This window comes from Agrobacterium sp. 22-3639C2 (assembly GCF_053522105.1).
The window spans coordinates 219,399-238,312 of the sequence record NZ_JBNWDB010000001.1 but is presented as its reverse complement, the minus strand read 5'-3'; the positions used below and the strand labels follow the sequence as shown (position 1 = coordinate 238,312).

The 18,914-nt window shown below is 58.8% G+C and carries 20 protein-coding genes and 1 tRNA gene; 14 read left to right on the top strand and 7 right to left on the bottom strand.

The genetic code is table 11. The features are described 5' to 3' along the window. Window positions 1–51: 51 nt before the first annotated feature. The 3 genes from speB (at window position 52) to ACQZ6D_RS01185 (ending at window position 2,865) form a co-directional block, all read left to right on the top strand. A complete protein-coding gene (gene speB, locus ACQZ6D_RS01195; RefSeq protein WP_003512629.1) occupies window positions 52–1,005 on the top strand; it encodes an agmatinase in 954 nt (317 codons plus the stop codon). A gap of 71 nt (window positions 1,006–1,076) precedes the next feature. Then, window positions 1,077–2,009 (top strand): N-acetyl-gamma-glutamyl-phosphate reductase, encoded by a 933-nt coding sequence (argC, locus tag ACQZ6D_RS01190; protein ID WP_065704711.1) that lies wholly within the window; start codon window positions 1,077–1,079, stop codon window positions 2,007–2,009. 10 nt (window positions 2,010–2,019) lie between these two features. Next, window positions 2,020–2,865, top strand: a complete 846-nt coding sequence (locus ACQZ6D_RS01185; RefSeq protein ID WP_065704713.1) for an aminoglycoside phosphotransferase family protein — start codon at window positions 2,020–2,022, stop codon at window positions 2,863–2,865. A gap of 6 nt (window positions 2,866–2,871) precedes the next feature. On the opposite strand, the gene ACQZ6D_RS01180 is transcribed toward ACQZ6D_RS01185, so the two are convergent. Further along, entirely contained in the window at window positions 2,872–3,975 is a 1,104-nt protein-coding gene (locus ACQZ6D_RS01180) for a COX15/CtaA family protein (RefSeq protein ID WP_025593237.1), read from the bottom strand. A gap of 242 nt (window positions 3,976–4,217) precedes the next feature. Between ACQZ6D_RS01180 and ACQZ6D_RS01175 the strand changes: the two genes are divergently transcribed. Continuing rightward, entirely contained in the window at window positions 4,218–4,430 is a 213-nt protein-coding gene (locus ACQZ6D_RS01175; protein ID WP_003512618.1) for a DUF2842 domain-containing protein, read from the top strand. 98 nt (window positions 4,431–4,528) lie between these two features. Next, window positions 4,529–5,761 (top strand): polysaccharide biosynthesis GNAT family N-acetyltransferase UppA, encoded by a 1,233-nt coding sequence (gene uppA, locus ACQZ6D_RS01170; protein WP_065704715.1) that lies wholly within the window; start codon window positions 4,529–4,531, stop codon window positions 5,759–5,761. Window positions 5,762–5,782: 21 nt separating this feature from the next. Here the strand turns inward: uppA and uppB are convergent, their stop codons facing one another. Then, a complete protein-coding gene (gene uppB / locus ACQZ6D_RS01165) occupies window positions 5,783–8,047 on the bottom strand; it encodes a polysaccharide biosynthesis protein UppB (RefSeq protein ID WP_065704717.1) in 2,265 nt (754 codons plus the stop codon). A 209-nt stretch (window positions 8,048–8,256) separates the two neighbouring features. Between uppB and uppC the strand changes: the two genes are divergently transcribed. The 6 genes from uppC to ACQZ6D_RS01135 all read left to right on the top strand — a co-directional run bounded on the left by uppC (window position 8,257) and on the right by ACQZ6D_RS01135 (window position 14,141). After that, a complete protein-coding gene (gene uppC / locus ACQZ6D_RS01160) occupies window positions 8,257–8,829 on the top strand; it encodes a polysaccharide export protein UppC (RefSeq protein ID WP_448729579.1) in 573 nt (190 codons plus the stop codon). A gap of 17 nt (window positions 8,830–8,846) precedes the next feature. After that, the gene (gene uppD / locus ACQZ6D_RS01155; RefSeq protein WP_065704719.1) at window positions 8,847–9,989 is read left to right on the top strand and encodes a polysaccharide biosynthesis type 4 glycosyltransferase UppD; all 1,143 of its coding nucleotides are present in this window, start codon (window positions 8,847–8,849) and stop codon (window positions 9,987–9,989) included. 221 nt (window positions 9,990–10,210) lie between these two features. Continuing rightward, entirely contained in the window at window positions 10,211–11,764 is a 1,554-nt protein-coding gene (uppE, locus tag ACQZ6D_RS01150; protein WP_065704721.1) for a polysaccharide biosynthesis glycosyltransferase UppE, read from the top strand. After that, on the top strand, window positions 11,761–13,002 hold the full coding sequence (gene uppF, locus ACQZ6D_RS01145) for a polysaccharide biosynthesis O-antigen ligase family protein UppF (RefSeq protein ID WP_065661100.1): 1,242 nt from the start codon (window positions 11,761–11,763) through the stop codon (window positions 13,000–13,002). The genes uppE and uppF overlap by 4 nt, the downstream gene beginning before the upstream one ends. A 78-nt stretch (window positions 13,003–13,080) precedes the next feature. Next, the gene (locus tag ACQZ6D_RS01140) at window positions 13,081–13,230 is read left to right on the top strand and encodes a hypothetical protein (protein ID WP_003512607.1); all 150 of its coding nucleotides are present in this window, start codon (window positions 13,081–13,083) and stop codon (window positions 13,228–13,230) included. Between the two features lie 269 nt (window positions 13,231–13,499). Further along, on the top strand, window positions 13,500–14,141 hold the full coding sequence (locus ACQZ6D_RS01135) for a hypothetical protein (RefSeq protein WP_173994991.1): 642 nt from the start codon (window positions 13,500–13,502) through the stop codon (window positions 14,139–14,141). A gap of 96 nt (window positions 14,142–14,237) precedes the next feature. On the opposite strand, the gene ACQZ6D_RS01130 is transcribed toward ACQZ6D_RS01135, so the two are convergent. Beyond that, window positions 14,238–14,774: a DUF1269 domain-containing protein gene (locus ACQZ6D_RS01130; protein ID WP_003512604.1), complete on the bottom strand. Its 537-nt coding sequence runs from the start codon at window positions 14,772–14,774 to the stop codon at window positions 14,238–14,240. Window positions 14,775–14,993: 219 nt separating this feature from the next. On the opposite strand from ACQZ6D_RS01130, the gene ACQZ6D_RS01125 reads away from it, so the two are divergent. From ACQZ6D_RS01125 to ACQZ6D_RS01115, 3 genes are all read left to right on the top strand, one after another. Continuing rightward, window positions 14,994–15,070, top strand: a tRNA-Pro gene (locus ACQZ6D_RS01125). A gap of 138 nt (window positions 15,071–15,208) precedes the next feature. Next, window positions 15,209–15,469: a hypothetical protein gene (locus tag ACQZ6D_RS01120; protein ID WP_003512603.1), complete on the top strand. Its 261-nt coding sequence runs from the start codon at window positions 15,209–15,211 to the stop codon at window positions 15,467–15,469. A gap of 170 nt (window positions 15,470–15,639) precedes the next feature. Continuing rightward, a complete protein-coding gene (locus ACQZ6D_RS01115; protein WP_013635930.1) occupies window positions 15,640–15,843 on the top strand; it encodes a hypothetical protein in 204 nt (67 codons plus the stop codon). A 59-nt stretch (window positions 15,844–15,902) separates the two neighbouring features. Here ACQZ6D_RS01115 and ACQZ6D_RS01110 read toward each other — a convergent pair whose 3' ends face one another. From ACQZ6D_RS01110 to ACQZ6D_RS01095, 4 genes are all read right to left on the bottom strand, one after another. Next, window positions 15,903–16,400 carry a ferritin gene (locus tag ACQZ6D_RS01110; protein WP_003512602.1) on the bottom strand — a complete coding sequence of 166 codons (498 nt, stop codon included), beginning with the start codon at window positions 16,398–16,400 and terminating at the stop codon, window positions 15,903–15,905. Window positions 16,401–16,516: 116 nt separating this feature from the next. Next, a complete protein-coding gene (locus ACQZ6D_RS01105; RefSeq protein ID WP_065661104.1) occupies window positions 16,517–16,972 on the bottom strand; it encodes a pseudoazurin in 456 nt (151 codons plus the stop codon). Continuing rightward, complete coding sequence (locus ACQZ6D_RS01100; RefSeq protein WP_065704725.1) at window positions 16,969–17,790, bottom strand: ABC transporter ATP-binding protein; 822 nt, start codon at window positions 17,788–17,790, stop codon at window positions 16,969–16,971. The genes ACQZ6D_RS01105 and ACQZ6D_RS01100 overlap by 4 nt, the downstream gene beginning before the upstream one ends. After that, a complete protein-coding gene (locus ACQZ6D_RS01095) occupies window positions 17,787–18,839 on the bottom strand; it encodes a FecCD family ABC transporter permease (RefSeq protein ID WP_065704973.1) in 1,053 nt (350 codons plus the stop codon). Before ACQZ6D_RS01095 ends, ACQZ6D_RS01100 begins: the two co-directional genes overlap by 4 nt. Window positions 18,840–18,914 lie beyond the last annotated feature (75 nt).

The window sequence follows — 18,914 nt, the reverse complement described above, 5'->3', positions numbered from 1 at the left end:
TTTTTCGGCGAGAAGACAGCACCCTCAGCGCAAACCGCAATGGGGTGATCAATGCCATCAAAAACCATCGACCATGCCTTCACCGCAGCAACGCTGACATCGGCTGCGACCGACCCGACCCATGCGGGCGTCCTCTCCTTCATGCGGCGCAAATATACCAAGATCCTCAAGGGCGTATCGACGGCCGTCTGGGGTGTCCCCTTTGATGCAGCGACATCCAACAGGCCGGGTGCACGCTTCGGGCCGCAGGCGATCCGCCGCGCCTCCGCGATTTTCGACAACGACCCGCAATATCCCTTTGCCCGCGATCTTTTCGCCCATATGCCGACCATCGATTATGGCGACTGCCTGCTCGACTACGGCAATCACTGGAAAACGCCTGATACGATCGAAAAGGAAGCGCGCAAGATCATCTCCAAGACGGATTATCTGCTGACGCTTGGCGGCGACCATTTCATCACCTGGCCGCTGCTGAAGGCGCATGTGGCAAAGCACGGCCCGCTGGCGCTGGTGCATTTCGATGCGCATCAGGATACCTGGTTCGACGACGGCAAACGCATTGACCATGGTTCCTTCGTGGCCCGCGCCGTGCGCGATGGTCTGATCGATGCCGATCGTTCCATCCAGATCGGCATTCGCACCCATGCGCCTGAGGATTTCGGCATCCGCATTCTCCACGGTTACGAGGTGGAGGAGATGCGGGCGAGCGACATCGCCTCGCTGATCATCAAGCACACGGCAGGCATGCCCACCTATCTGACCTTCGATATCGATTGCCTCGATCCAGCCTTCGCGCCCGGAACCGGTACGCCTGTGGCCGGTGGGCCGACAAGCGCCAAGATATTGTCCGTCCTTCGCGGACTCGGGCAGCTCGATATTCGCGGCTCCGATGTGGTGGAGGTCGCGCCCGCTTACGACCATGCTGATATCACTGCCATTGCCGGAGCGACCGTTGCAATGTATATGCTTGGCCTGCGCGCCGAACGGCTGGCGAAGGCCGGCTGAACCGACGCCCGGGCGCTTAGCAAACTGAATCCGATTACACTCGCAACCCTCTGAAAAGTCAGGACAAGGACATGACAGCGAAGATCTTCATCGATGGCGAACACGGCACAACGGGTCTGCAGATCCGCACGCGCCTTGCTGGTCGCCGCGATATCGAGTTGCTGTCCATTCCCGAAGCCGAGCGCCGCAACGCCGCTATCCGCGAGGACATGCTCAACAACGCCGACATTTCGATTCTCTGCCTGCCGGATGATGCTTCCAGAGAAGCTGTCACCATGGTGGCGGGCAACAACAATGTCCGCATCATCGACACCTCGACCGCCTATCGTATCCATAAGGACTGGGCTTACGGCTTTGCCGAAATGGACAAGGAACAGGGCGAAAAGGTTCGTTCCGCCCGCTTCGTCGCCAATCCGGGCTGCTACCCGACCGGCGCGATCGGCCTTCTTCGTCCGCTGCGCGCCGCCGGCATTCTGCCCGATGGTTATCCCGTCAGCGTCAACGCCGTGTCCGGATATACCGGCGGCGGCAAGCAGATGATCGCGCAGATGGAAGATCAGAGCAGGGAAGATGCGATCAGTGCCAACAACTTCCTCTATGGCCTGACGCTTGCACACAAGCACGTGCCGGAAATGACCATTCACGGCCAGCTGGACCGCGCGCCGCTGTTTGCACCCTCCGTCGGGCGCTTCCCGCAGGGCATGATCGTGCAGGTTCCGCTGTTTGCCGCCGACCTCAAGGACGGCGCGACCATCGAGACCGTGCATGCCGCGCTCACCGCCCATTATGCCGGACAGGACATCGTCAGCGTCGTTCCACTTGCCGAAAGCAAGGGGCTGTCCCGCATCGATGCCGAGGAACTGGCGGGCAAGGACACGATGAAGCTGTTCGTCTTCGGCACGCCGGGCGGCGAACACATCAATCTCGTCGCGCTGCTCGACAATCTCGGCAAGGGCGCATCGGGTGCGGCTGTCCAGAACATGGAGCTGATGCTCTCGGCATGAGGCTTTTTGCGTGAGCCGAGCTATCCCCTTTTTTCCGGCCTCGTGGAATATCGAGGCCGCAAAACAGATTGCCGATACGCCGGCCGGGGTGGTTTACGAAGTCAGACTTGGCAATGGTTCCCTTGCCATCGCCAAGGTACTTAAACACAAGGTTCTGAAAGACAGCCTTCGCGGGGCGGATTTCATCGAATGGCGGGCAGGTGTCGGCTGCGTGAAGCTGCTCGATCGCTCCGACGACATATTGCTCATGGAACATGCCGGCAATGAGACATTGCGCGACGTGCTTTTCCGCGACGGCGACGATGATGCCACGACCGCAATCGCCGCTGACGTTCTCCTTCACTATCACCAGCCTTCAACGCAGACGCCACCAGCAAGCCTGCTGACGCTGCCGCAATATTTCGAAAGTCTGTTCCGTAAAGCCGAGCACGATCGCAGCGAAGGCACGAACAGCCCCTATATCGAAGCCGCTTCGCTTGCCGAGGAGCTTATCGGGCACCAAAGCAATATTCGACCGCTGCACGGCGATCTGCATCACGAAAACATCATGCGCAGTGCGCGTGGCTGGATCATCATCGACCCGGCAGGCCTGATCGGCGATGAAGCACTCGACGTCGCCAACATGTTCTCCAATCCGCTCGACCGCTTCGATCTGACACGCAGCGAGGCACGCATCGCCTCCATGGCGTCGATTTTTGCGAAAGCGCTCAAACGGGACGAACGGGTGCTTCTGCAATATGCCTTCGCCTACGGCTGCCTTTCGGCAGCATGGCACGAGGAAGATGGCAACACGCGCGAACGCGACGACGAACTGGCCGTCGCGACAACCATCAAGTCTGTCCTGAAGCAATTTTAAGGGTTTTCAGTCCCTGATCTCAACCGCGACAGGTGCCGGGTATTCGCCGAGGAAGCCTCGCCAATGGGCGACTGCAAAACCAAGTACCAGCAGCGCCATGCCCTGATGGGCGAGCGCCACATGAATGTCCACATGCATCAGAAGCGTGGTGATGCCGAGCGCCGCCTGAATGGAGATCAACACGAAGAACAGCACGGCGCGGCGGGCATGCGGCGTGCCGGGCAAGGCGCGAGCCAAGGACACCATATGCCACAGCGTGGCGGCAAACAGCGTATAGGCGCCGAGGCGGTGGACGAACTGCACCGTCTTCGGGTTTTCGAACAAGTTGATCCACCAGGGCTGTTGCAGGAAAAGATCGCCGGGCACCAGGGAGCCGTCCATCAGCGGCCACGTGTTGTAGGACAGGCCGGCATTCAACCCCGCCACCAGCGCGCCGAGATAAATCTGGAACAGACAGAGGAAGGTCAGCAGCGCGGCAAAACGGCGGCCGGTCGTTTCATTGGCAGCATCGGGCGAATGGTGCGACAGGCCGCGCAATATCCACATGCAGCCCGCAAAGATGAGGCACGCGATCGTCAGATGCGTTGCCAGGCGATATTGCGAGACATCTGTACGGTTGACGAGGCCGGAAGACACCATCCACCAGCCGACGAAGCCCTGAAAGCCGCCAAGTCCCAGAAGGCCGATGAGCGGCAGGCGCAAGCGCTTTTCGATGCGGCCGGTCAGCCAGAAGAAGGCGAGTGGCAGGGCGAAGATGAGACCGATGGCGCGGGCAAGCAGTCGATGCGCCCACTCCCACCAGAAGATCGTCTTGAACTCATCGAGCGACATGCCCCGGTTGATTTCCTGATATTGGGGAATACGCTTGTAGAGCTGGAATTCCTCTTCCCATTCGGCAACTGAAAGCGGCGGAATGGCGCCGTGGATGGGCTTCCATTCGGTAATTGACAGGCCAGACTCGGTCAGCCGCGTGGCGCCGCCGACAAGCACGAGACAGAACAGCGTGAAGAGAACGACGCGCAGCCAGATGCGCAGCAGGCGGCGATCCTTCTCCTGCTTCTGCAGGGCAGCCTCCACCACCATTTCCGCAGAACCATTTGCCATCGTCATGCCGCTCGAATGCATCTTTGAGGTCTCCATCATACAGTCATGTTGATTAGCCCCAACCGGCACCACAAAACAAGGCCTCAGGGTTTGCGGCATCCGGTCGCGGCGGTATAGTTGCGCCAGACACTAGATCGTCCTGTCTCTGCTTCGAATCACCACGACGATCTAGATTTTTTGTTTTACGCATGTCTTTTCCCCAAAACCGATGACACTTTTGGGATACATGCTCGGTTACGGAAGATTTCATGCACCCTCGCCTCAGATCGCTCATCGGCACCATCGTCATCATCTGCCTCGTCGTCATCTACGCCGTAGCGGCGACGGCCATCGCGTCGGCGACGCTGGCGCAATCTCCATGGTGGGTGCATCTTGCCTACTTCGTGCTGAGTGGGCTTTTGTGGATACTGCCCGCCATGCTGGTCATCAAATGGATGGCCGGCTCCAAAAAACAGGAATAGGCACCTGCCTTCTACGGGACATCCAGAGGTCGCAATTTTATAAACCTCTTGTTTGCCGCTCAACGATATAGTCTCACCGAAACAACCGGAGAGCGTGGATGGCGGCTGAAGCGCCGGTCATAGTCAGCGAGGGTGAAGGACCAGCCGCCGTGCAAAACGAGCGGCGGGGCGCCGATCGCCTGGCTATCGATCTCGTCGACGATGCCTCCACTATCCGCGCCGACTGGGAACAGCTGGAGAGCGACCCGCTCAATTCGCTGCATCAGGGTTATGGCTGGTGCTCCATCTGGGCGCAAACGCAGGACAGACCCCTCCTCATCATTCGCGGCAGGCAAAGCGGAAAGACCGTGTTCCTGCTGCCGCTCGAAATCGTTCTGGAAGGCGGCATCCGCAAGGCACGTTTTCCCGGCGGCCGTTTCAACAATATCAATACCGGGCTTTTCGACCGGTCCTTCGCCGAAGCAGCCAGCCACAAAACGGCAGCAGCCATTGCCCGCGAAGCGCGAAAGCTGCTGCGTGGCCAGGCGGATATTCTTGCCTTGCAGAACATACCGCTGATCTGGCGCGGCAGGACCAACCCGCTCTCGCATCTGGCATCAGTCGAAAACCAGAACCCGGCCTTCCAGATTCCCTTACTGGCAAATTTTGAGAGCACGCTTCGGCAGATCAACGCCAAGAGGCGCCGGAAGAAATTCCGCATCCAGAGCCGGAGAGCCGAGGAAATGGGTGGTTACAGCCATGTGATCGCGCGTTCGCCACAGGAAAAGTGCGAATTATTGCAGACGTTTTTCCGGCAGAAGGCAGCCCGGTTCGCATCGCAGGGCATTCCGGATGTTTTTCGCGATCAATCGGTAAAAGACTTTTTCTATGACCTCGCAAATTTTCCGGAGATCGGCACAGACAGTCTTCTGGAAATACACGCCATTCGTCTGCATGGTCAAAATGAAGGTTTCATCGCTGCCATATCCGGCCTTTCGCGCAAGCAGGATCACATCATCTGCCAGTTCGGTTCTATCGATGAGACCTTCGCGGAAATCAGCCCCGGTGAGCTGCTGTTCTGGCTGATGATCGAACGGGCTTGCAGTGAAAATGCGGCGATCTTCGATTTCGGCGTCGGTGACCAGCCCTACAAGCGCAGCTGGTGTCCGCTTTTCACCGTGCAGCATGATATTTTCCTGCCGGTGACGTTGAAGGGCCGCGCGGCAGCCTCTGCCTACGTTGCCATTGCCCGGACAAAGAGCCTGATCAAATCCAATCCGGCACTCTATGCGTTCATTCAGCGTTTCCGCGCCGGTCGGCCGAGCATGGACGCAACGCCCGCTGCCGACTGACCGGTTATCGGCCACAGCATCTCAGGCGGCGCTCAGACGGTCCGGTTTGCGCATGCCGGTCATCGGCAATGCCTGCTCGTAGCCGTGGGCAACCAGTTCTCCGAGGGTCTTTTCCAGCAATTCGCTATCATTACCGGGAACGGACACGACGATTTCCGCCGGCAGATTGCGCAGCATTTTCTCAAGGCTCGATATCTGCACCGCGCCGCATTCCACGAGAACCGTGTCATAGGCGTCGGAAAGCGCGCTGAGGATCATGGTCAACCGGTCGATCGCGCGCATGGCCTCACGCGGCTGCGCATTGCCGCGCGGCACGATATGGGCATCGGAAAGCCGGTCGCCGTGAATGGTTTCGCCAAAGGCGGCGGCACCCGCCAAAAGGTCCATGACGCCCGGCAGTCCGGTCTCAGGCGCCATCAGGCGCGTCGGACAGGCCGATGCCGTCATATCGACGAGAACGACCGAACGGCCCATTTCGGACAGGGCGCGCGCCAGCATGACGGTGGTGGTCGAACCACTATCACCAGCTGGAGACACGACCGCTGCGACGGATTTGGCAAGACGGGTGGCGAGGAAAGACGCGACGGCGTCGATCGAGAAATTGTCGGCGTTGTCGATCTCTTCTTCCGCAGCGTCCACTTTCGCAGCCGCAGCGTCTGCAACCGGCAGGGCCGATTTGGCAGCAACGGCTGCGACCGGTATCTGCGCTTCCTGTTCGACAATGGACTGGCGGGCAGCGGCAGGCATGGAACGAACCGCAGGCGGCGCATCCTCTTCACGTGCGGGAAGCGGTTGCTCCGGCGTATCCGGTGTCTCATCCGTGTCAGCACGCGCTCTCGCGGGCGGTGGTGGATCGGACAGCGGCGGGACATGGGTCTTGCCAACCGGCTTCAACGCCCGCCCGGTGAACAGTTCCACGAGCATGACGACGATGCAGGAGAGAAGGAAGGCCGCCAGCGTGACGACAATGGTGATGGCGCCGGTCTTCGGGAAGTAGGGTTCGCGCGGCTCCACTGCCGTTGAAATCACGCGGGCATCGGCGGGCGTGGATTCGGCTGAACCGGCGCGCGACGTCGCCTCGCGGTAACGGGCGAGATAGGTTTCAAGAAGCTGGCGCTGGGCCGAAGCCTCGCGCTCCAGGTCGTTTAGGCCAACCTGCTGCTCACCGGCGCGTACGCTTTCCGTTTTCAGCACATTCAATTGCTGAACCAGTTGCCGCTCCCGCAGGCGGGACACATTGGCCTCGTTTTCGAGACTTGCGAGCACCTTGCGGGTCTCTTCCTGAATCTGCCGTTGTATGCCGTCAATTTGGCTGCGCAGCGCCTTGATACGCGGATGGCCTTCCAGCAGCGAGGAAGACAGATCGGAAATCTGGCTGCGCATGGCAGCCTCGCTTTCCTTCAGTCTCTGGATCATCGGCGAGGCGACGACGTCGGGGAAAGTATCCAGCGGGCGGCCGCTCGAAAGCGCGTTGCGCACGCCTTCTGCCCGCGCCTCCGCATTCGCCCGCTCGCCGCGGATACGGCCAAGTTCGGTCGAGATATCGCTGAGTTGCCGGGTGGCGAGCGTTTCGCCCTGCCCTGCCGACAGAATATCGGACGAGGCGCGGTAGTCCGCGACCTTCCTGTCCGCATCGCGAACCTTCTCACGCAGACTGGCGATTTCCGGCTCCAGCCAGCGTGCCGCCTCCGTGCTTGTGTCCAGTTTCGCGCCGCTCTGCAGCGCGATATAGGCCTTCATCATCGCGTTGGGGACTGCTGCCGCAAGCATGGGGTCCTCGGACGAGAACTCGACCGTGATGACGCGCGAGCTTTCTACCTGGTAGACCTGCAACCTCTCCTGGAACGCCTTCAGTATCCGTTCCTCTGGCGGCACCTGCTGCGGATCTTTCTTGACGCCGACAGCAACCAGCAGCTTCGAGACGAGAGAAGGACGCGCGGCCGGGTCAAGCTCCTGCCGCTCATAAAGCTTCATATCTTTCGCGACCTGCTTGATGAGGTCAACAGATTGCAGGATCTGCACCTGGCTGGAGATGGTCAATTCATCGAGCACGGGTTCGGCGGGCGCATTCGACTGCTGCGACGCACCGAAGGAGGCCGCGCGCGATTCGATGAGGACGCGCGCCTCGCCCTTGTAAGCGGGCGACATCATGCTTGCGACAACGAAGGCGGCGCCCCCGGCAAGCAGCGTGATCGCCGCTATCCTGCCCTTGCGCTGCCATATGGCAGCGACGAGCCGCGCGAGATCGATATCCACATCCCTGTCATCAATGCGATCGCCGTTCATACGGGCTCCGTAACCGAGATACACCTCGGGCGCTCAAATATAGAGGCCAATTTTCGCGAAGTTTAAGTCTTTCCGGTAACACAACAGTTAATTGTGACGAAGCCGATGAAATAAAGCCGATATTACCATCCTTGCGACTGGCTGTTTACCGCCCATTAACCCTAACAGAACGATAAGAATGCTCATAGTTCGACTCGGAGCCAGATGAGATGCCGCTCGCCGGATCACGACATGTCACCGCACTGACGCTTGCCGTTCTAACGGCCCTTTCCGGTTGCGCGGCATATCAACCTGCGCCCAAGGCGTTTCACGAGGGCGCCCTGCAGCCCTATCATGTCGATAGCGGTGACAGGCTGCGCATCAACGTGTTCGAACAGACCGAGCTGACAAATACCTATACTGTCGATCAGGCCGGTTATGTCGCCTTCCCGCTTGTCGGTCAGGTTCCCGCCCGAGGCAAGACGCTGCCGCAGCTCGAAGCCGCCATTGCCGCCAAGTTGCGTCAGGGTTATCTGCGCGATCCCGATGTGACGATCGAGATCGATCGTTATCGCCCCGTCTTCATCATGGGCGAAGTCGGCCGTCCCGGCCAATATTCCTACGTGCCGGGCATGACGGCGCAGAACGCCATCGCCATCGCCGGCGGCTTCACGCCACGCGCCAATCAGGCCGATGTCGATATCACCCGCAAGATCAATACCGAGGTGATGACCGGCAGGATCGGGATCACCGCACCAATTCTTGCGGGCGATACGGTCTATGTGCGTGAACGCTTCTTCTGAAAAACGGAGCGGCTGACATGGCGGATGACGGTCCTCCCCTGCGCATCATTCACTGTTTCCGCTCTCCCGTCGGTGGCGTGTTCCGCCATGTCCGCGACCTGATCGAAGAACACGTCAAGCAGGGCCACAAGGTCGGCATCGTCTGTGACAGCTCGACCGGCGGCGCGCATGAGGAACGGCTTTTCGCGCAGATCGCCCCGATGCTGGAGCTAGGGTTGACCCGCCTGCCGATCAAGCGCTCGATCAGCCCCGGTGACCTGTGGGCGCTCGTTAAGTCCTACAACCATATCAAAAGTTTGCGGCCGGATATTTTGCATGGGCACAGCGCCAAGGGTGGCGCTCTGGCCCGGCTGATCGGCTCACTGTTGCGGGTGAACAAGTATCGCGTAGCCCGCCTCTATTCGCCGCACGGCGGCAGCCTGCATTACGATCGCAAAAGCCTTAAAGGGCAGCTGTTCCTGCGTATCGAGCGGTTTCAGGAGCATTTCACGGACGCCCTGTGTTTCGTTTGCAATTTCGAACAGGAAACCTACGAAAACAAGGTCGGCAAACCACGCACCCGCACGGCGATGATCTATAACGGCGTGCAGGAAAGCGAGTTTGAAACCGTGCCCGCCCGCGAAGGGGCAGCGCGCTTTCTCTATATCGGCATGCTGCGTGACCTGAAGGGCCCCGACATCTTCATCAAGGCATTCGCCAAGATGGAACGCAGCATCGGCCAGCCCATGTCCGGCGTCATTGTGGGCGATGGGCCGGACAGGGACAAATATGCTGATATGATCGTCAAGGCCGGACTTTCGCAGCGCATTTCCATGCACGCCGCCATGCCAGCGAGACAGGCGTTCGCGCTAGCGACGACTGTTGTCGTCCCCTCACGCGCCGAGGCGATGCCTTACATCGTGCTGGAAGCGCTTGCTGCGGGCAAAACCGTCATCGCCTCGCATGTTGGAGGCATAGCTGAGGTTCTGGGAGAAGACAGCGAGGCGCTCGTTCCGGCTGGAGACGCTGATGCGCTGGCAAAGATAATGGTCAAGGATGCAGAGAGCCCGGACTGGGGAAAACGGGTGATGCCCCGCCCCGACAGCTTCAAGGCGAAATTTTCAACGCCTGTCATGGCCGACGACATGATGAAGCTCTATCGTCACCTGCTTTCGCTGTAGAAACATTTCAAAAACACGATTTTTAATTGTATATTCCGCCGTCCTGTAGAAACTCATCATAAACGTTTCTTAGCATGTTTCGGCTAGTTTCCTGCTCGTAGAGCGCACGTATCCGCACGGATGCGAAAACTGTGCTCTACCACTTTGAAGTTGCGCATCGTTCCCTTCGAAAATCGATTCCGATTTTCGGGCCGATGGGCTGGAGGGTGCGGACCAAAGCAATGACCAAGGCTGACAAGGGAAGACTTGAATTCGATCTGGCGACGTTGCGCCAGCAAATCTCCGGGCGGGATGCGGGTGAGCCTTCCGCATCGGAAAGCGTTGTTCTCAATCCACTTGCACGGCAGATCGCCAACCAGCTTCGCGCCGGCAACCATTCGCCAAACATGGTCATCGGCCAATTGCGTCTTCTCGAATTTTCGATGCTTGCGATCATCGCGGCCATCGTCAACGGCATCGCTGCGCGGCAGGGGCTTGAAACCTTTCTTGCGGTTTTCGGCATTGGGGTGCTGGGCGCGGCGGTTTGCGTGTTTCTTTTGCAGGCCGGCGACTGTTACCAGTTGCCGACGCTGCGCGCGCCGCTGAAAATGTTTGCCCGCATTCAGGGCGCCGTCTGCCTGTCCTTCGTCACCGTCGCCGGCATCCTTCTCCTGTTTTTGCCGGAAGCGCTGCATTCCTGGCAGACTTTTGCCATCTGGTACGCCACCGGCGCAATCGCCATTTTCACCGGACGGCTGATCCTCGGCTTCGCCATTCGCCACTGGGGCCGCAACGGCGTGATGGAGCGTCGCGCCGTGATCGTCGGTGGCGGCGATGCCGCCAAGGACCTCATCCGCTCGCTCGAACAGCAAACGGACAATGATATCCGCATCTGCGGCATTTTCGACGACCGGAAAAGCGAGCGTTCGCCCGATGTGGTTGCCGGCTACCCCAAGCTCGGCACCTTCGCGGAACTGGTGGAATTCGCCCGCCTGACGAAGCTCGACATGCTGATCATCGCCCTGCCGCTCAGTGCCGAGGCGCGTATCCTCCAGCTCCTGCGCAAGCTGTGGGTGCTACCCGTCGATATCCGTATCGCGGCGCATGCCAACAAATTGCGTTTCCGCCCCCGCGCCTATTCCCATGTCGGCGCAGTGCCGATGCTCGACGTGTTCGACAAGCCGATACGCGACTGGGATTCGGTGGGGAAAAGGGTGTTCGACATCGTCTTCAGCATTATCGGCATCGTTCTGTTGTGGCCGGTGATGCTTGGCGCGGCGATTGCCGTCAAGACGACATCCAAAGGCCCGGTGTTCTTCAAGCAGAAGCGTCATGGCTTCAACAATGAAACGATCAATGTCTGGAAGTTCCGTTCCATGTATACGGAACTCAGCGATCCCACGGCAAAAAAGGCCGTCACGAAAAACGATCCGCGTGTCACGCCGGTCGGGCGGTTCCTGCGAAAATCCTCGATGGACGAGCTGCCACAGCTTTTCAACGTTCTTTACGGCGATCTTTCACTGGTCGGGCCGCGTCCGCACGCCGTGCACGCCCAGACGGGCGACCTGAAATATACCGAGGTGGTGGAGCATTATTTTGCCCGGCACAAGGTCAAGCCCGGTGTTACCGGCTGGGCGCAGATCAATGGCTGGCGTGGTGAGATTGACCACGGCGACAAGATCAAGTTCCGCACCGAATACGATCTCTATTATATCGAGAACTGGTCGCTGCTTCTCGATCTCAAGATCCTGTTCCTGACGCCGATCCGGCTGCTCAAATCGGAAAATGCCTATTGACCCACACCGGTTACCAGCACGCACCGGATTTTGACGCACCGCTTGCTGCCATGCGGCTGGTCGGCGCGTTCTTCATTGCCTTCGGCGTCTTTCTTTCCGGCTTCGTGATTTCCGAACCGGCGCCCTATGAGCTGATGATGGTGGGGCAAGTAGCCATCTGGTTCCTGCTGGGATTGCGCCTTTCGCGCACCGTCGTCCTGCTTTTGTGCCTGCTGCTTGCCTTCAATGTCGGCGGTTATCTTTCGCTGACCACCATGGCCAATCTCGACGAGGGGCCGCTTTATCTCGCCGTGTCGACCTTTCTGGCGCTGACCTCGGTTTTTTATGCTGCGATCATCGAGGACAAGCACCAGCGGCTGCTGCTGATTTTCCGGGCCTGGCTCGCCGCAGCGTTGATTACCTCCCTGCTCGGCATCATCGGATATTTTCACGCCATTCCCGGTTTCGAGGTCTTTACCCTTTACGATCGCGCCAAGGGCGCCTTTCAGGACCCGAACGTCTTCGGTCCCTTCCTGGTGACGCCGTCGCTGTACCTGATTTACGGCCTGCTCTCCGGCAAGGCGATGCATGCGCCATGGCGGATCCTTGGCCTGCTCATTCTGTCTCTTGCCGTGTTCCTGTCGTTTTCACGCGCCGCATGGGGCCTTTTCCTGTTTTCGGCAGTGCTTCTGGTTTTCGTCATGCTGCTGAAAGAGCGTACGGCGGCATTCCGGCTGAAAATCCTCGTTCTGTTTCTCGTCGCCGTGGCATTGATGGTGGCAGCCGTCATCATCGCCCTGCAATTCAAGCAGGTAGCAGACCTGTTCTCCAGCCGCGCCTCGGCGGTGCAATCCTATGATGGCGGCCATCTCGGACGTTTTGCCCGCCACTATCTCGGTTTCCTGATGGCGATGGAACATCCGCTCGGCATCGGCCCCATGGTGTTCGACGACATCTTTCCCGCCGCGGAACATAATATCTGGCTGAAGAGCCTGACCACGCATGGCTGGTTCGGCTTCGTCATCTATCTCACGCTGATCTGCTGGACCATTGCCGCCTGCTTCAAACTGCTGCTGCGCCAGCGGCCCTGGCAGCCGTTTCTCATCATTTCCTGGGTAACCTTTGTCGGGCATGTGATGATCGGCAACGTCATTGACACCGACCACTGGCGGCATTTCTTCCTGCTGCTCGGCATATTGTGGGGATGCATGGCTCTGGAAAAGCGCGAAAGCCTGCGCCAAAGCAGAAGTGCCACCTAAAGTCCTTCCCCTTACGGAACCTTACATTATTTCATGCGTTTAGCCCGCGATCATGATTGTCAAACGGGGAGACATCCTATGACGCAGACGAATAATCTCTATTTTATCATTGGCGCACTTCTGGTGGTTCTTGTCGGGCTTGGAGCCTATGTCTGGCACGAAGAAAGCAAACCGAAGGGGATCGAGATGAATATCGGCCCGAACGGTGTTTCCGTGCAGGAAAACTGAGCACTTCCAGTAAAAAATGCGTAGCGGTTTCATGACTGAAACCAAGGCATTGAGTGCGTCCAACGCTTCCGTTCATTAGAGACGCACTATATGTCCGCAAGCGTCGCGCAAAGTTCGGCTATTAGACCGGGTGCATCCCAAGCTTGAGACGGCTGGGGATACACCCGGTCTTCTTATGAGAGGAGACGAAAGGCGGGATCGAGGATCTTCGCCGAGCCGGTTCGGTATGCATGACGTGTATCGGCCTGATCATGGAAACAGTGAGCGCAATGGTCTCCTCCGTCGACCTGTCCACACGCATCAACTCCACCAAACTCGCACTCAAGGCCATCAAGGAGCAGGAGGACAATTCCGCTTCGACCTCCTCGCCACGAACTGCGATCCTCGACTCCTACGGGATCGACACCTCGCCCTCCTCCACCAATACGCGGCTGACACAGCTTCTGGCGCAATATGCGCAAGTCTCCGGCCCTGACGCGGAGACCGACGACACCAGCACACAGGCGCCATCCGGCGACATTACACAGGCCAGTTTCATGACAAGCCTGAAGGCGACGCTGGAAGAACTCTCCAAGGACCCAAGCAAGGCTACGCAAGCCAAGGCAATGCTGGAAGCGCTGGCCGCTGGAACGCTGACAGTCTCCGATCCGACCGAAGGCGCAAAGATAAAAGCCTGGGACGTGGAGGCCGACAAGACAACCACCTCAAAACCGGCAACCGAGATCACCACGACCGGCTGGAGCGATTTTCTGAAGGACCACCTCAAGCGCGACGGTTCCGCTTATGCCAAGACCACCGGTGGCGCCTATGTCGACAGTATTTCCGGCGACAATGCATTTTTTGGCAATGTCGGTAGTCGGTATTATTATCTGACCTGGCCGCAGCCTAAAACCGGAACGCTGACGGTTTAAGCCAACGTTTCCGGCGAGGGTCGCAAAGAGCGCCACCGCACTTTTATAGATCTGCTGCGACATAAAACATGCCGCAGCATCTTCTCCTTGCCTCGTTCAGACGGCAGGCGCTGCGGCTTGTTCCGTTCCGCCGGAAAGCGCCTTTTGCAGTTGCGCTTCCTGCTCTGGCGAAAGCGAGGTTTTGATGACCCGCCCACGAAGACCCTCCAGTTCCGCCATCACCTTTTCCGGCTGCACCTTGCGGATCAGCACGAACAACGCCGAAGAGCCATTCGGGATGGTTTCACCCAGAGATTTGATGAAATCGTCGTCGATGCCGTAATCCGTCAGCGACCCCGCAAGCGCACCCGTTCCCGCACCGATCGCGCCGCCAATCGCAAATCCCGCGAGCGGATTGAGGAACAGCAGGCCAACGAGGCCGCCCCAGAGACCACCGGAGAGAAAACCGGAGCTTGCACCGATCGCCGTCAGATTGACGCTCTGCTTCAGGTGCACCTTGCCGTTTTCATCGCGAACGACGACGACGGCATCTTCCAGATCGACCAGATATTCTTTTTTCATTCCAGCAAGTTTCAGAAGGACCCGGTCGGCCTCTTCCGTTCCGTCAAAACCGACAACGACGAGTTCGGACATGTTTCATCTCCCTGAATTTCAGTTTCGCTTAGATTGGAACGCCAAAGAACACGGCAGGTTCCCGCCATGATGGAAGGATGATGTGTCACGCGTTTGACGGGCAACATCTTCGGGAAGAAAGTCCCCTGCTCACCGTCCACAGCCTTTATTCCTTTTTTCAAGAAAAGGCTATTTTCCGCTTGCGCCCTAACAGGCTTATATATAAACGGCTTTCAGGTTCGGAGCGTAGCGCAGCCCGGTAGCGCACTTGACTGGGGGTCAAGGGGTCGTGGGTTCGAATCCCGCCGCTCCGACCATTAAAAACAGATAGATAGCCAGTTCCCCCAGAGCTGGCTATAATTTTTTCAGCCACATTCTCGCCGGCGCCATGCGCGAATTGACAAGATGCGGTCTGGGTGTGCGTTTATCCAAGCCTGAGAACGAGGTGTGCTGTGATGGTCAAAAAAACAAAAATTGAACACTCGGAATTCTCAGGCGAATTTGAAGACGACGGTATCACGGTTCTGGTTGATATCTACCGGCCGGCCGGCACCCAGCAGGATTGGACGCTCGAGGTTATCAGCGAGCATGATGATGTCACCACCTGGGAAGAACCTTTCACGACAGACAAGGACGCCTGGGAAGAATTCCTGGCCACCTGTGAGAAAGATGGAATTCGCAGCTTCCTGGACGGCGAAGATCCATCCGTTCATTGACGCTTGACACTGCGGTGCGAGGCCGTGGCAGGCGCGAGTGCATTCAACGATAATTCCAGAAATATACTCTTATTGCAAAGCCTGTGACCGTCCAGAGACGGCACGCATTTGCCTTGTTGACTCTCTGCTAAAATTAGAACATTTAGTGAACAAACGAGAGGTCAACCGATATGCCCGATGCGGAAAAAATCACCCCTGTACGGCCTGACGACATAGCTGGATATGTCATCCAGTGTCATGATGGCGATGCGAAGGCGGCTGTTGAAACGCTGCTGGGCGAAATCGAACATTTGCAGGAACAGCTTTCCCTTGCGGTTGCCATCATGGGAAAAGGCTATACGCGTGGATGGACGCCGGATTTGGGAAGTGACTGAACCAGCCACAAGCTGCGTTTGATGCAGCTTGTGGAATATCAGTGAATGCTGCGCAGCCTTCAGGCCTTTTCAGCCAGTTCGCCGATTTCGCGGTCAATCAGATAAAGCGCATTGGGACCGTCACCGATCAGCTCGATCTTGCCCATTATCGTGCGGCACAGGCTGTCCTCCTCATGCTGTTCGTTCACGAACCATTGCAGGAAGGATGTGGTCGCATGGTCTTTTTCAGACCGCGCGAGATCAACCGCCGCGTTGATGGCGGCGGTGACACGCGATTCGTGTTGCGCGACAATTGCAAACAACCCCTTGATATCGTTTGCGGTAACCTGTGGGGCAGGTAGCTCGGTGAAAATAACTGGAGCTCCGAGATCGTTCAGAAAGCTGAAGATACGGTGCATATGCTCCAGCTCTTCGGCAGCATGGCCAAGCAGAAACTTGTAGCAACCATCGAGATTGCGCTCAGCCGCCCAGGCGGCCGCCTGAAGATAGGCGTGGTGGGCGCGCAATTCGCCGTTGAGCAGGTCGTTCAATGTCGTTTCGACTAGTTTATTTGCCATTGGTTTATCCTTGTTATGGTGATTGCAGCCAATTTTTTCGTGTGGGCTGCTTCACACACCCGGCGAGCGAGATAAGAGGGATCGAGCGTCCCATCCGGTCGAGCACGGAGATGGCGTCATTGCGCCGGCGTTACCTGTGCCAGAGCCGCGTCCAGCCTTTCGCCCTTCATGACCAGTTTGGGGCGCAGCTTCTCCGCCTTTTGCCTGACCGCTTCCAGATTGACGGGCTTGCCGACCTGGATCACACCGATCATCGCCATCATCAGATGCGGTGGGCAATAATAGAGATAGACGCCTTCCTTCTCGACGGTAACGGTGAAGGCCTCATCGAGCTTGCCTTTCCACGGCGTTACGCCTTCCGGAACGGCATAGGACTGCACGTAATGGCTGGAATTTTGCGGCACGAAGGTGATGGTGTCGCCGGGCTCTGCCTTTACATAGGAAGGCTCAAACACCATGCTGCCGTCCGTGCCGTAATTGAGCATCAGCACCTTGTGTTCGGCAGCAAAGGACGGCGCGACAGAAAAGGTTACGGCCAAAGCCGCGGCAAACGTCATCAAAAATCGTTTCATGCAATTATTCCTTCAAGGGTTTTCAAATGTTCGGGCAGCGGGTCGCCAGCCGGCTGAATGACGGGATTGCCGCGCCTGTCCCGCAAAACTTCCACCGCCACCCCGTAGGTCTCGGAAATGAGCTTCGGCGTGACGATATCTCCCGGCGCGCCGGTCGCCTTCAATGCGCCATCGGAAATCACCAGCAGGTTGTCGGCATATTGGCAGGCGAGGTTGAGATCATGCAGCACGACCAGCGTTACCCAGCCATTGGCGCGGGTTTCCTGCCGCACCAGATCGAGAAGCGCCACCTGATGCTTGAGGTCCAGCGCGCTGACCGGCTCGTCCAGCAGCATCGCCTGCGGCTCGCGCATCAGAACCTGCGCGAAAAGCGCCATCTGCCGCTGCCCGCCGCTGAGGGAGGCGATCTCCCTGCCCGCCAGATGCGCTATTCCCGCCTGATGCAGGCGTGTCATGGCCAGGTCGAGCGTCTCGTCGTCAATATGCAACGACAGACGCCCGAACCGGCCGAGTGCCACCACCTCCAGCACGCTGAGCGCAATATCGGCCGTGGTGTCCTGCGGCATGTAGGCAAAGCCATCGCGCCACTGCCTTATATACCGCCCCGCCCGCTCCCCGGCCCGAAGACGGCGGTCGCCGAGGCTGATCGAACCGGCAGCAAGTGGCAGATCGCCGAAGATCGCTCTCAGAAGGGTCGTCTTGCCCGTTCCGTTTGGGCCGATGACGGCATGAATATGCCCCGCCTCCAGACGCGCCGACAGCCCTTTCACAACAGTCTGTCCGCCGCGCTCGGCGGAAATCGAATCGAGAACCATCATCGGCCGCGCCTCTTCGGAGCGAAAATCAGCCACATCAGAAACGGCACGCCGACAATGGCCGTGACGATGCCAACCGGGAACAGCGCACCGGGAACGATCGATTTGGAGAGGATCGAGGCAGCCGACAGCATCAGCGCGCCGCTCAGCACCGACATGGGCAGGAAGAAGCGCTGATCCTCGCCCACGGTCATGCGGGCGATATGCGGCGCGACCAGCCCGATAAAACCGATGACGCCGACGAAGCTGGTGGCCGTCGCGGTCATGATGGCGACGATGACGAGAACCTTCATGCGCAGCCAGCGGACATTGATGCCGAGGCTTGCCGCCCGCATCTCCCCCATTCTGAGCGCGGTCAGCTTCCAGCAATCCGCCATCAGCAGGGCGCAGCAGAGGGCGGTCACGGCAGCGGTCAGGCCAAGCGTCGGCCAGGTCGCCTTGGTCAGGCTGCCGAACAGCCAGAAAAGGATCTGCTGGGACAGCTCCGGTGAGGACAGGAACTGGATGAGCGACAGCAGCGACTGAAACAGGAAAAGAAGCGCGATGCCGCCGAGAATGATGGTTTCGGTCGTCATCTGCCGCATGGAGGCCAGCGTGAAGAGAAAAAGTGCTGCGAGCATGGAAAAGACGAACGCGCCCAGCGGAACGGCAATCATGGCATCCAGCCCAAGACCGCCAAGCGCCAGTACCAGCGCCGCACCGAAACCGGCCGCTGCGGCCATACCGAGCGTATAGGGGCTCGCCATGGGATTATTGAGCAGGGTCTGCATTTGCGCGCCGCCTGCCCCGAGTGCCGCACCGACGGCAAGCGCCATCAACGCCATGGGCAGGCGAAGGCCGCGCACGATGGAATCGGTCATGGCGGCCCGTTCGCCAAGGCCGGTCAGCGACTTCACCACTTCGGCGGGCGACAGCAGCGAAGGACCAGTGGCGATATCGAGAACGAGGCTCACCGCCATCAACACGAAGAAGATAGAGACGACACGCCAGCGACGGCGCTCGCGCAGCCGGTGCGCACCGATGGCCTCGGCGTTGCGGGCAGCAATTGTCATGAAAACCTGCCTGAAAGGACTGTCTGGAAAAGCGGACGCCGCAACGGCGGCGTTCGCGAGATTTCGCCACTGTGG